The sequence below is a fragment of the Micromonospora sp. NPDC006431 genome (assembly GCF_042870725.1).
Classification (GTDB): domain Bacteria; phylum Actinomycetota; class Actinomycetes; order Mycobacteriales; family Micromonosporaceae; genus Micromonospora.
The window spans coordinates 1-12,795 of sequence record NZ_JBIAHQ010000001.1 but is presented as its reverse complement, the minus strand read 5'-3'; the positions used below and the strand labels follow the sequence as shown (position 1 = coordinate 12,795).

Annotated in this window: 10 protein-coding genes and 2 tRNA genes; 7 read left to right on the top strand and 5 right to left on the bottom strand. The window is 72.3% G+C overall.

From position 1 onward, the window contains the following. Positions 1-180: 180 nt before the first annotated feature. Positions 181-1,704, top strand: coding sequence for a peptide deformylase (locus ACFYM6_RS00060; RefSeq protein WP_387270756.1), 1,524 nt, complete (start codon positions 181-183; stop codon positions 1,702-1,704). Between the two features lie 128 nt (positions 1,705-1,832). On the opposite strand, the gene ACFYM6_RS00055 is transcribed toward ACFYM6_RS00060, so the two are convergent. Next, complete coding sequence (locus tag ACFYM6_RS00055; protein WP_387270754.1) at positions 1,833-2,954, bottom strand: globin domain-containing protein; 1,122 nt, start codon at positions 2,952-2,954, stop codon at positions 1,833-1,835. 173 nt (positions 2,955-3,127) lie between these two features. On the opposite strand from ACFYM6_RS00055, the gene ACFYM6_RS00050 reads away from it, so the two are divergent. Further along, positions 3,128-3,901: a CPBP family intramembrane glutamic endopeptidase gene (locus ACFYM6_RS00050; protein WP_387270753.1), complete on the top strand. Its 774-nt coding sequence runs from the start codon at positions 3,128-3,130 to the stop codon at positions 3,899-3,901. A 126-nt stretch (positions 3,902-4,027) separates the two neighbouring features. Here the strand turns inward: ACFYM6_RS00050 and ACFYM6_RS00045 are convergent, their stop codons facing one another. Further along, complete coding sequence (locus tag ACFYM6_RS00045) at positions 4,028-5,317, bottom strand: hypothetical protein (RefSeq protein ID WP_387270751.1); 1,290 nt, start codon at positions 5,315-5,317, stop codon at positions 4,028-4,030. 595 nt (positions 5,318-5,912) lie between these two features. Between ACFYM6_RS00045 and ACFYM6_RS00040 the strand changes: the two genes are divergently transcribed. The 3 genes from ACFYM6_RS00040 (at position 5,913) to ACFYM6_RS00030 (ending at position 7,057) form a co-directional block, all read left to right on the top strand. Further along, positions 5,913-6,003 (top strand) — tRNA-Ser (locus ACFYM6_RS00040). A gap of 36 nt (positions 6,004-6,039) precedes the next feature. Further along, positions 6,040-6,112 (top strand) — tRNA-Arg (locus ACFYM6_RS00035). 210 nt (positions 6,113-6,322) lie between these two features. Then, positions 6,323-7,057, top strand: a complete 735-nt coding sequence (locus ACFYM6_RS00030; protein ID WP_387270749.1) for a VOC family protein — start codon at positions 6,323-6,325, stop codon at positions 7,055-7,057. 105 nt (positions 7,058-7,162) lie between these two features. Here the strand turns inward: ACFYM6_RS00030 and argS are convergent, their stop codons facing one another. From argS to ACFYM6_RS00015, 3 genes are all read right to left on the bottom strand, one after another. Continuing rightward, positions 7,163-8,881, bottom strand: coding sequence for an arginine--tRNA ligase (gene argS / locus ACFYM6_RS00025; RefSeq protein ID WP_387270747.1), 1,719 nt, complete (start codon positions 8,879-8,881; stop codon positions 7,163-7,165). Positions 8,882-9,164: 283 nt separating this feature from the next. Further along, complete coding sequence (gene trpS / locus ACFYM6_RS00020) at positions 9,165-10,223, bottom strand: tryptophan--tRNA ligase (RefSeq protein ID WP_387270745.1); 1,059 nt, start codon at positions 10,221-10,223, stop codon at positions 9,165-9,167. A gap of 337 nt (positions 10,224-10,560) precedes the next feature. Next, positions 10,561-11,001: a PRC-barrel domain-containing protein gene (locus ACFYM6_RS00015; RefSeq protein ID WP_387270743.1), complete on the bottom strand. Its 441-nt coding sequence runs from the start codon at positions 10,999-11,001 to the stop codon at positions 10,561-10,563. A gap of 282 nt (positions 11,002-11,283) precedes the next feature. Between ACFYM6_RS00015 and ACFYM6_RS00010 the strand changes: the two genes are divergently transcribed. Continuing rightward, positions 11,284-11,754 carry a hypothetical protein gene (locus ACFYM6_RS00010; RefSeq protein ID WP_387270741.1) on the top strand — a complete coding sequence of 157 codons (471 nt, stop codon included), beginning with the start codon at positions 11,284-11,286 and terminating at the stop codon, positions 11,752-11,754. Between the two features lie 151 nt (positions 11,755-11,905). Continuing rightward, complete coding sequence (locus ACFYM6_RS00005; protein ID WP_387270740.1) at positions 11,906-12,220, top strand: SCO4848 family membrane protein; 315 nt, start codon at positions 11,906-11,908, stop codon at positions 12,218-12,220. Positions 12,221-12,795: the final 575 nt, after the last annotated feature.

Sequence of the window (12,795 nt, the reverse complement as noted above, 5' to 3'; positions counted from 1 at the left end):
CCGGAGCAGTCGCGTTGTACCCGCCAGGGTGAGGGGAAAACGTCACCGGGCCGGCCGGCGGACCGCGCAAGGATCGACGGGCGCCGCTGGATTGTCAAGGTGAGTGTCGAATACGAGGCAGTTTCCGTACACGTTTGGCCACCCAACGTGAAAATGGTCTTCCCGCGTCCGAGGAAGCCGATGACGACCTCACCCATCGAGCGTGCCGCCGACTCGTTCGCGGCCGAGCTCGCCCGGCACCGCACCGGTCGAGGGCTGTCCAAGAAGCAGTTGGCCACCCTGATGGGCTTCGACCCGTCGTACGTCAGCCACGTCGAGGGGCGCCGGCACCGGCCCACCGAGGACTTCGCCCGCCGGGCCGAGGCCGTCCTGGAGGCCAGCGGCGCGATCTGGCAGCGCTTCCGGGAGTACGACGAGCTGCGGCACGGCCGCTCCGGCGGGACGCACCGCGACCAGCCCGCCCCCGGCCAGTGGCTGCCCCCCGGCACAGGCCTGGTGGTCGAGCGGGAGTCCGCCACCCTCACCCACACCGGCGAGGGCTACCACTGCGCGATCCGTCGTGAGCTCTACAACGCAGGCACCGAACCGGTCACCCGCTACCTGGTCCGGGTCGCCGTCGACCGCTACCCCAACGACCCGGGCCGCTCCAACCGGCACCACCGGGAGCACCCGCTCACCTTCGCCGAGCTGCAACTGCAGGCCTACCGGGACGACGGCGGCGCGCGGGAGCCGATGCACTGGCGGGCGAAGCACGACCGGGACGCGTTCAAGGAGATCTGGCTGCTCTTCGAGAACGACGAGGGCCGCTTCCCGCTCTACCCCGGCGACCGGGTCACCATCGAGTACGCGTACCAGGTCGGCCGGGACAAATGGGGCCCGTGGTTTCAACGCGCCGTCCGCCTGCCCACCCGGCGCCTCGCCGTCCGGCTCGACCTCCCCGCCGACCTCGACCCGAAGGTGTGGGGAATGGAGACCTCCCTCTCCGCCGAGGAGGGGCCGCTGCGTACCCCCATCCAGCGGCGTGACGACGGCGGCCGGGCACGCTACGACTGGGCCACCGAAGACCCGCCGCTGAACGCCCGCTACCGGATGCAGTGGCGGTTTCGCAGCGAGCCCTCGGACACCGAGCCCGACGCTCCCCGCGGCCGGGTACGCGCCAGCGACCGGATGCGCGCCCTCGGCATCGTGCAGCGTGGCGAAGACCTGCTCCGGCAGCCCGTCCGCCAGTTCGACCTGCCTCGCGACGAACGCGCCGCCCGGGACGTCGTCGACCGGCTCTCCGCCGTCCTGGTCCGCCTCGACGAACTGCACCCGTTCAGCAAGGGCGTCGGCATCGCCGCCCCGCAGCTCGGGCTCGGCTGGGCCGCCGCGCTGGTCCGCCCCGCGGACCGGGCTGCCGAGCCGGTCGTCCTGCTCAACCCGCGGGTGGTCGACACCGCGTCCGAGACCGACGAGCAGTACGAGGGCTGCCTCTCCTTCTTCGACCACCGGGGGCTGGTGCCCCGGCCGCTGCGGATCGACGTGGAACACGCCCTGTGGGACGGCAGCCGGGTCATCACGTCCTTCGAGTACGCCATGGCGCGGCTGGTCGCCCACGAGATCGACCACCTGGAGGGGCGCCTCTACGTGGACCGAATGGCCCCCGGCGTGCCGCTGGTGCCGGTCGAGGAATACCGGGAGACCGGCAACCCCTGGCGCTACTGACGCCCCGAACGCCGGGAGAGTCCGGTACGCGGGCCGGTTGCCGGCCCGGCCCGCGTACCGGCGATCGGGGACCGGGTCGCGTGCCCCAGGGGGCAGGGGCACGCGACCCGGCTTGGGGGGAGAAACGTCTACAGGTTGCCGAACGTGTCGTACCGGATGTGCTCCGGCGGAACGTCGTCCGCGGCGAGCGCGCGCAGGGTGGCCCGGACCATCGCCGCCGAGCCGGAGACGTAGCAGTCGTGGGTCGTCCACGGGCCGTACCGGGTGACCACCTCGGAGATGTCGCCCACTTCGCCGTCGAAGTCCGGATCCGCGCTGCACGCCGGAGTCACCGACAGCCACGGGTGCGCGGCCACCAGTTCCTCCAGGCCCGGCAGGCCGTACAGCTCCTCCGGCCGGCGCGTCCCGTAGAAGATGTGCACCCAGCGGGTCCGGTTGAACCCGGTCAGTTCCTCCACCAGCGCCTTGATCGGGGCCAGCCCCACCCCGCCGGCCACGCAGAGGATGTCCCGGGTGGACGACCGGTCCAGGGTCATCGACCCCATCGGGGCGGCCACCCGCAGCAGGTCACCCGGCTTGGTCCGGCGGACCAACGCCCCCGACAACCACCCCGCCGCGCCGGCCGGCGTCCGCACGTGGAACTCGAGCACGTTGTCGTCGTTCGGGGCGTTCGCCACCGAGTACGTCCGCCACACCCGGGGGTGGTAGCGGGGTGCCTCGACGCTGACGTACTGGCCGGCCTGCCAGCGCAGCGGCTGCTGGAGAGCGCGGACGGTCAGCACCGCGGTGTCCGGGCCGTAGCGTTCGTGGGTGAGCACCTCGGCGTGCCAGAACGGCGGGTTCTCGTCCGCCGCCGCCCCGGCCAGCATCTTCTCCGAGATGCTCGCGTACGCCTCCCGCCACGCCTGGTCGTACTCCAGGTTCCAGCCGTCCCCGGCGGTGCTGCGCAACGCGTCCAGCAGGGCGACCCCCATGGTCTCGTAGTGCGCGGCCTCGACGTGGTACTTCCGGTGGTCCCGGCCCAGCGCCCGCAGGCATTCGTCGAAGCTCTCCGGGTCGCCCACCGTCTGGGTGGCGGTGACGATCGCCTCCAGGATCCGGTCGCCCTGCCCGTTCATCTGCACCGGGAAGAGCTTGCGCAGCTCCGGGTCGAGGAGGAACAGCCGGGCGTAGAAGTGACCGCTCAGCCGTTCCCGGTCCTCCTCGACCAGGGTCCAGCTCTCCTTCAGCAGCCGCGCGAAGTTCTCCACGGGGGGACGCTCCTTCTTCTGACGGCGGATCGGGCCCCCATAGAATCTCCACGCAGCGTGTACGGCGGTCGCACAGAATGTGCGACCGGCTCACCTGGGTCGCGCGAGGCCCCGCCATCCTCGTCATGCCCTGACAGGTGCCGGCCCGCCCGCGCGTGCGGCACAGTGGTCCGGTGACGGTTGACGAGCTGACCCGGCCGGTGTCCCGCCGGACCCTGGGCACCGAGACACTGCTGGTGCTCGGCCTCTCCCTCGGGCAGTCGGCGGTGTACGCGCTGGTCTCGCTGATCGCCAAGCTGACCGCCACGGGCGGGCTCGCGAAGCAGACCGCCGCGCTGAACACCTCCGCGTCGGCCCGGCCGTACCTCGACCTGACGTACCAGCTCCTCGGCATCTTCTTCGCGCTGCTGCCGGTGCTGCTCGCCGTACACCTGCTGGCCCGCGACCCCGGCGACCCGGCCCGGACGCTCGGGGTGGACCTGACCCGGCCCGGGGCGGACCTGGCCCGGGGGGCGGCGCTGGCGGCGCTCATCGGCCTGCCCGGGCTGGCGCTGGTCTGGGCGGCCGCGCAGCTCGGCATCAACGCCACCCTGGTCCCGGCCGCCCTGCCGCACCTCTGGTGGGCGGTGCCGGTGCTGATCCTCGCCGCCGTGCAGAACGCCGTGCTCGAAGAGGTGATCGTGGTCGGCTACCTGGTCACCCGGCTGCGGCAGCTCGGCTGGCGGCTCGGGGCGGTCATCGCGGCCAGCGCGCTGCTGCGCGGCTCCTACCACCTCTACCAGGGCTTCGGCGCGTTCCTCGGCAACGCGGTGATGGGCGTGGTGTTCAGCCTCTTCTTCCTGCGCACCCGGCGGGTGGCCCCGCTGATCGTCGCGCACACTCTGCTCGACGTGGTCGCCTTCGTCGGGTACGCGCTGCTGCCGAAGTCCTGGTTCGGCTGGCTCTGACCGCCCTGGCCCCGCCGCCGTCCGCTGGTTGCGGCATCTCGGGCTGTCCCCGCCTGCTGATCGCCCAACATGCCGCACCTGGTGGGCATCCCGGCGAACCTGGCGTGCCCGCCGGCGGCGGCGCGGTCATCGGCGGCGAGTTGGTCGGTAGAGGCTGACGGCACGGGCGGCCAACCGCTCGGCGGCCGCCGAGTCGCCCGCCGCGGCGGCGAGCGGCGCCGCCCCCGGCAACAGCCGGGACGCCACCCGCAGTCCCAGCCACCCGCCCGCCTGCGCGGCCAACGGCGTGGCCAGCCGCCACGCCGCCTCGGCGGCCCGCGGCCACGGGCCGTCCACCGGCGCGCCCGCCGACGCCACCGCGGCCAGCGCCGCGCGGGCGGTGCCGGCGTCCGGGTGCACCTGGGTCAGCACCAGCAGCTCGACCACCCGGTCCGGATGCCCGGGGTCGCGGCCGTAGACCGCCGCCAGGTGCAGCACCAGGTTGGCCTGGGTCCACAGCACCGCCGCCAGCTCGGCCACCGGCGCGAGGAGCCCGGCGCCCGCCGCGAGCGCCCCACCCGTCCCCGCCAGCCGGACGAACCGCCGGGTCGCCAGCCGGGCCAGCCCGTCGGCGTCCGCGTCCGGGTACCTGTCCCGGGTCCGCTCGACCCAGTCGCCGGCGCGGGGCCCGAGGGCCTCCACCGCGGCGCGGGCCAGCAGCTCCGGCGCGAAGCCGGGGTGGTCGAGCAGGCGCGCGGCCACCGCCCGCCAGCTCTCTTCAGGGGTACGCCCCGACTCCGGCTCGTCCCCGGCGAGCGGACCGGGTGTCGCCGCGGTGATCTTCGGCGTTTCCGGCGGCGGAGCAGCGGCAGGCGTCGGGTCTTCGCCGGCCGTCCTCCTCGCCGGCCCGGTCTCCTTCGCCGGGGCCGCCTTCTTGGCGGTCTTCGCGGCCTTCTTCGCGGCCTTCTTCGCCGGTCCGATCCGAGCCGGAGATTGGTCTTCCGCCCGGGCGGTCCCGGCCGGAGCTGTGCCCGCTGTCCGCGCTTCGGTGGCGCCGGCCACATCGGTCGGCCTGCCTGGTTTGACGGTCCGGGAGGCAGCCGGCGGGCTGGCCGCTGCCGTCCCATCCGTTTCGGTGGCCCCGTCGTCGGTGCCGCTCGGCACGCTGGCCGGTCCCGATACGTCCGCCTGAGCGGCCGTGACGCCGGCCGCGCCGGCTGGTCCGATCGGCTCCGCCCCGCCGGCCTGCGCCGGTGCTGCCGCCGGATCCGCTTCCGTCTCGGGGGCCCGCTTCCGGGCGGCCGGGGTGGCCTTCTTCGCCGTGGCCGCCTTCCTGGTCGTGGTGGCCTTCTTTGCTGGCGGGGTCGCTTTCCCGGTCGTGGTGGCCTTCTTTGCCGGCGGGGTTGCCTTCCTGGCCGGGGTACGGCGGGTCGACATCGGGGCCTCCTCGCCCGCCGGAGCGGCATCGGCCGGGTTCGTCGCCCGGCCGTCGGCCGGTTCGGCCGACCCGCCGTCCGCCGGGTCCGTCCGTCCGCCGTCCGCCGGGTCTGGCGTCCCGCCGTCGGCCGGGGCCGCCCCACGCCCGGCCGCGCTGTCCCGCGTACTCGAGGTCGGGCCGTCTTCTGCGGACGGGCGGGGGCGGGGCGCGGCGGCCGATGCCTCCGGCCTGCCGTCGGGGCCACCGGCGCGCGGCGCGGTGGCGGCCGGGTCGGGCGGCTGGAAGAGCACCGTGGGAGGGACCTTCGCCCGCCGTGCGCGGGGCGCTGCCCCGGCGGCGGCACCTTCCGTGGACGGTTCGGTGGTCGGCGGCGGGGTGAAGGTCGGTTTCGCGGAGCGGCTTCGCCGGGCGTCGGCGGCTGGCTCGCGACGGGGCGGATCGCTCGGCGGCTGCTCCTGCATATCGATGGAGCCTAGTCCGGAGCGTGGCGTCGCACACGGGGGAAAGGCAGCGGACGGGTCCTTCCCGGTAGTCGCTTTGCCCCGGGCGGGTGTGGGCCTGTATCCTCGGGCGCGGTGGTCTCCGGGCCACCGGGGAGACTTCGCCTAGTCTGGTCTATGGCGCCGCACTGCTAATGCGGTTGGGGTTTTAAAGCCCCTCCCGGGTTCGAATCCCGGAGTCTCCGCGCGAAAGCCGGGTGTGTAGACTGGCCGAGCAACAAGCGCCCGTAGCTCAACGGATAGAGCATCTGACTACGGATCAGAAGGTTAGGGGTTCGAGTCCCTTCGGGCGCGCAGCGGTTGAGCAGGGAAAACGCCCTTCTGGCGATCGAAAATGATCGACCAGAGGGGCGTTTTTCGTGCATCCATGGATGCACGCCCCGCCGCTGAGGATGCTTGATCGCAACGGGGAGTCGCCGAGGGCAATGGTTGGCGATGGTCGACCTACCTCGGCGGCTAGTTCGGGCCCACCGCCGACTCGACACAGGCCCTAGCATCGTCGGCATGGCAACGCGGCTCGTTCAAATCAACATGAAGGCTCGGGACGACTCCGCGCTGGGCGGTTTCTGGGCGGAGGCGCTCGGCTGGGGAGTCTCCAGCGAGGGACCCGGCGTGACCAACCTCGAACCCGAGGGCTTCGTCTACCCCGATCCCGTCGCCGTCTGCCTCGACCTCATCGCCTCCCCGGAACCCAAGACGGTGAAGAACCGCGTGCACGTCGACCTCGCCACCACCTCGGCGGCCCATCAGGCGGAGGTGGTCACGCGCCTGAAGGATCTCGGCGCAACACCCGCCGACGTAGGCCAGGGCGACGTCCCATGGACGGTCATGGCCGACCCGGAGGGCAACCAGTTCTGCGTGCTGGACCCCCGACCGCTCTACCGAGACACCGGACCGATCGCCGCGGTCGTGGTCGACTGCGCGGATCCGCGAGCCATGGCTCGCTTCTGGGGCAGGGCCATGGACTGGACCCTGCACGAGGTGACCGACCACAACGCGGTACTGCGCTCCGCCAAGGGCGTCGGCCCATATCTGCAGTTCATCCGCACACCCGACGTGAAGACCGTGTGGAACCGCGTCCATCTCGACGTCCGCCCATACCCGGGTGACGACCTGGAGGCCGAGGCGGCCAGACTGCGGATGCTCGGCGCCACCGCCATCGACCTGGACCACGATGTCCCGTGGACGGTCCTCGCCGACCCGGAAGGCAACGAGTTCTGCCTCCTCACCCCAGCCTGACCCAAACCCTCGTCATCCGCGCACTACGGCCACCAGCCCGGGCTTTGCGACGCCGCCCTAGGCGTTGCCGCCACGCTCAGATGCGGGTACGGCGTACGGCTCCGGTCACAGCCGCTCCGGGGTCCGGATGCCCAGCAGATACAGCCCCTGCCGGAGCACCCGCGCGGTCAGGTCGCAGAGCAGCAGCCGGCTCTCCCGCAGCTCACCCCCGGCCCGCAGCACGGGGCAGCGCTCGTAGAAGGCGCTGAACGCCGCCGCCAGCCGGTACAGGTACGCGGCCAGTTGGTGGAAGTCCAGACTCCGCGCCACCTCGGCGACCACCCCGGAGAAGCCGAGCAGCTCGATGGCGAGGGCCCGCTCGGCCGGCTCGACCAGCGAGACCGCCGCGTCCGGCCGGGCCGCCGTCCCGGCCCGCCGGAAGATCGACCGGATCCGGGAGTACGCGTACTGCAGGTAGGGTGCGGTGTTCCCGTCCAGCGAGAGCATCCGTTCCCAGTCCAGCACGTAGTCCTTGTGCCGGTCGCTCGACAGGTCGGCGTACTTGATCGCGCCGATGCCGACGGCCCTGCCCACCTCGGCCGCCTCGGCCTCGCCCAGGTCCGGGTTGCGCTCCCGGGCCAGCGCGGTGGCCCGGGCCACCGCCTCCTCCAGCAGGGCGACCAGCTTCACCGATTCACCGGACCGGCTGCGCAGCATCCGCCCGTCCGGGCCGAGGATCGACCCGAACCCCACATGCTCGGCGCGGGCCGGGGGGACCAGCCAGCCGGCCTGCGCCGCGGCCGCGTACACCAGCTCAAAGTGCCGGCGCTGCGGCAGGCCCACCACGTAGAGCAGCCGGGTCGCGCCCAGCGACCCGGTCCGGTGCCGGATCGCGGCCAGGTCGGTCGCCGGGTAGCCGTACCCACCGTCGGACTTGCGCACGATCAGCGGCAGCGGCTCACCGTCCCGGCCGGCGAAGCCCGGCGGGAAGACGCAGGCGGCGCCGTCGCTCTCCCGCAGCAGGCCGGCCCGGTCCAGGTCCGCCACCACCGGGGCGAGCAGGTCGTTGTAGCTGCTCTCGCCCTGGAAGTCCCGCGCGGTCAGGGTCACGTCGAGCAGCTCGTACACGGCGAGGAAGTAGCGTTCGGACTGCTCGACCAGCAGCCGCCACAGCCGCAGCGTCGCCTCGTCGCCGCCCTGCAGCGCCACCACCCGCTGCCGGGACCGCTCCCGGAACGCCTCGTCCGCGTCGAACTTGGCCCGGGCCGCCTTGTAGAACGCGTCCAGGTCGCCCATGGACAACTCCTGTGCCGCCTCGGCCTCGCCCAGGTCGGCCAGGTGCTCGATCAGCATGCCGAACGGCGTACCCCAGTCGCCCAGGTGGTTGGCGCGGACCACCCGGTGGCCCAGCCACGCCAGAAGCCGGGCCGCCGCGTCGCCGATCACCGTCGACCGCAGGTGCCCGACGTGCATCTCCTTGGCCACGTTCGGCCCGGAGTAGTCGACCACCACGGTCTCCGGCTCGGCCGCGACCGGCACGCCGAGCCGGGGGTCGGTGGCCAGTGCGGCGACCAGGCCGCCCAGGGCACGGTCCGCGACGGTCAGGTTGAGGAAGCCCGGCCCGGACACCTCCGCCACGGCGCACAGGTCGCCGAGCTCCGCGCGGTCCAGCACCTCCGCCGCGATCGACCGCGGCGGCCGGCCGAGCCGCCGGGCCAGCGCCAACGCCGCGTCGGACTGGAAGTCCGCGCGCTGCGAGCGCCGCACCACCGGGTCCACCGGTAGGCCGGCCACCTTCTCGAACGCCGGCGCCAGCCGGTCGGTCAGCAGTTTCTCCAGATCCATGGGTACGCCGATCTCGCTCGGATCCGTCTCACGCGGATCTCCGGACGGGAATGCGGGCGGACCGAGGACGATCGGCGATGACCGGCGGCTCGATCCGCCGGTCGCAAGAGATGGTGCTCAGCGCAGGCGGGCGCGGGACCGCCGGCGTCGCAGCGCGCCGACCTGGACGTCGGGGGACGTCGGCTGGTGGGCGTGCGCGCTGGTCATGTCAGCAGCCTAACCGGCCGGCCCGGGGGCGGCGCAAGCGCTCTTCCGGGCCGGCCGGCAGGTCGTACGCGGAAGCTCAGGCCGGCGTGGCGACGGCCTTGCGGTACCGCTCGGCCCGCCGCCGCACCTGGGTGTACGCGCTGGTCAACCCCATCGCCCGGCGGACCTCGACCAGGGTGCGGTGCACCTCGGCCCGAGTGCGCTCAGTGCCCTCGACGATCAGCTCGTCGACCCGGCCGCGGTCGGCCTCGAAGCGGGCCCGCCGCTCGCGGATCGGGTCGAGGAACCGGTTCAACGCGGTGGCCAGTTCGTCCTTGACCTCGACGTCACCGACCCGGCCGGCCCGGTACCGCGCCTTCAGCTCCTCGACCTTCGCCCGGTCCGGGTTGAATACGTCGTGGTACGCGAACACCGGGTTGCCCTCCACCGTCCCGGGCACGTCGGCGCGCACCCGGTTCGGGTCGGTGTACATCCCCATCACCTTGCGGCGGACGGTCGCCGGGTCGTCGGCGAGGCCGATCGCGTTCCCCTTGCTCTTGCTCATCTTCCCCTGGCCATCGGTGCCGACCAGGGCGGGCGTCTCGGACATGATCAGTTCCGGCACCGGGAAGACCTCGCCGTAGAGGTGGTTGAAGCGCCGGGCGATCTCCCGAGTCACCTCGACGTGCGCGGCGTTGTCCCGGCCCACCGGCACGACCTGCCCCTTCACGCAGAGGATGTCGGCGGCCTGGAGGACGGGATAGCCGAGCAGGCCGTACGGCATCTCCTCCTTGCCGGCGTCCCGGGCCATCTCCTTGAGTGACGGGACGCGCTCCAACCGGGGCACGGTGATCAGGTTCTGGAGGAGGGTGTTCAGGTCGCCGACCTCGGGGATCGCCGACTGGAGGTAGAAGGTGGCGCGGTCCGGGTCGACGCCGGCGGCGAGGATGTCGGTGACCATCTCACGGGCGTTTCCGGCCACCTGCTCGATGTCCTCACGGGTGTTCTTCGTGGTGAGCATGTGCAGGTCGGCGATGATGAAGAAGCTCTCGTACCGCTGGTGCAACTGCACCCGGTTGGCGATGCTGCCGACGTAGTGGCCCAGGTGCAGTCGCCCGGTCGGGCGGTCGCCGGTGAGCATCCGTGCTGCGGACATGGTGGTACGCCTTTCGTGCCGAGAGAACGGTGGAAGGACGCGCGGGCGCGCGGGAAGAGACCCGGGGCGGCCCCGGATCAGTGGAGGCGGCTCGTCAGAGCGCGAACCGCCATCGCCCGCCGGCGCGGAACCGCAACCCACCGGCACGGAGTACGTCGAGGATCTGCTCCCGACCGTCATCGACACGGGCCGGAAGAACCGGAGCAGCAGCCGCCGGGAGACCGTTCTCGGTCTCCGGGGCGAGGGCGCTCGGCCGGACCATGCCGACAGGTTAGCCGGTCGGCGATGGTCCTCGCCGCCCCGGCTGACCGAGGTCACCGGATCACCCGGGTTCCGCTCAGCGCTCGCGGTAGCTCTCCGCGTAGTAGCTGCCGACCTGCTCCTGGTACTCGGGGCGGCCGAAGTCGTCTGGCTCGAAGGCCCGCGAGTGCTTCACCTGCTCCCGGGTACGGTCCACGTGCACCGCGCGCGCCAAGTGGTCGACCCGGGCCACCGTGCCCACCGGCAGCAGCACCTTCCGGCCGAAGATCCAGGGCCCGGTGTCCACCACGAGATAGCGGGCCCCGGCTTCCTCGCTCGCCTGGTCGACCGACCCGATCCGGCCGTCGGTCGCTTCCACCCGGTAACCGGTGAGGTCGATCGGGGTGCCCGGGCCGGGTGCGTCGGGGCCGCCGGCGTCCGCCGACCGCTGCCGCGGCACGTCGTCCGGGCCGGTCTCGTCGTAGCCGCCGGCGAGCGCGGCCGGGTCCCGCCAACTCCACGGATTGAACGGCTGCATGGTCCACCTCCGCTGTCGTCGTCGACGGAAACTCTGCCCGCACGTCGAATCGCCGAAACATCAACGCAATTTTCGGTTCATCATTTCCGGTTTCTGCGAGATACCTCATAATCGACGCCCATTCCCCCGGCAGCGGGCTCCTCCGCAGGTGGCACCGGGTGAACCTGACCGTCAGCACACCCGGAAAGGGTTCGGAGTGTTCGTCGGGCACATTCGCTCCGGCCGACCGTTCCGACGATTCTGGTCCCGCGTCCCAGGTGTTGAGGAAAGAAGGAAGCGCAGATGCAGCGGGCAATTCGACGAATCGGAATCGGGGCGGCCGCGGTGGCCGTACTGGTCGGGCTGGCCGGGACCGGGGCGCGGGCCGCCGCGGGCAACCCGTACACCGCCCAGGGGCTCTGCGGGCCGGGCTTCGTCAGCGTCGACCAGGACCCCATCCGGGACGCGACCACCGGCGAGCGGCTCGGCACCGTCCACCTGCTGCGCAACCCCTTCACCGGGTACGGGTGCACGGTCACCCTCAAGTCGGCGTACCTCGGAAGCCTCACCAGGACCCAGGTCTACCTGGACCCGGAGCTGATCTCCTCCTTCTCGGTCGACGACGGCAACCGGCTCTACGCCGCCGGCCCGGTCTACGGGTACGTCGGCACTGGTTGCGCGATCTGGGGCGGTGCCATGGCCGACGCCTCGGGCACCCTGCACCGCCACGACCGGGCGAACCCGGCCATCGGCGGTGCCGTCACCTGCTTCTGACGCCTGTCGTGGCGCGGACCCCTTCCGGGATGGCCGCCTGTCGGGTGGGGCGGGCCGGGTGCCCGCCCTCACCCAGCGCGGGCCGGCACGCAGCTGGTCCCCGCGCCGGACCGGGCCGCAGGCCATGGCGACGCTGGCATACTGGCCTGCCATGGTGCTGTCGCGTGGCTGGTCGCTGTTCCTGCTCGGGGTCGGGGTGTGGACCTGGGTGATCTGGCCGAGGTTCGCGGTCGCCATCTGGAACGACCCGCGGTCCTGGTCGACCGGCACGATCGGCGAGGGCACCCCGACGAGCTTCCTCTGGGTGCACGCCCTGCTGATCGCGGCCTCGCTGGCGATCGGCACCACCGTCGGGGTGCTCGGCATCAGGGGCTGGCTCGCGGCTCGCCGGGGTCGTTCCACCGCCCGAAGCGCCGGTGCGGCTCGGGATGTCCCGCCCGGAACCCGGGTTGGGCAGGGAAGATAGCCGCACGGTGATGATGTGACGCGGGACGCCACCCACGGATTTGACGATCAAAGGCGAAGACGCGTAACTTTCTCTCTGCCAGCGCGGAACGGACGAAGCAGGGCGAAAGTCCTGAAGGCCGGAGCGCAGGAACGACGACCAGGCTCGGATGGTTGACACCATCGGACCTGGACCGGGCGGGGCTCGCCGGAAACGCCGCAGGGCGGATTTGGCGGAGCGGAACCGACCGGGTAAGGTTGTCGACCGGCAGGGCACCGGGCGAGTTCGCGGTCACCGCGACGGCCGGCCTGCCAAATCCGATGATCGAGCGCAGCGGTTCGGTGCTGCGTAAGTTCAGCGGGCCAACCCGTACGAAGCACGACAGACCGGGACACACGGTTTGACACGGCGGAGACGGTGAGGTAACGTAGTAAAAGTGCCCGGCGCGAGAGTGGCGGTCGCGGTGAACGAAATGCCCCGGATGGTGGCTCTGCGGATGTGGGGTTGCTGGATGGTGTGTGGTTGTTCTTTGAGAACTCAACAGGGTGCTTGATAAGCCAGTGCCAAATTGATTTATACCCCGGATTGGTCAGGCC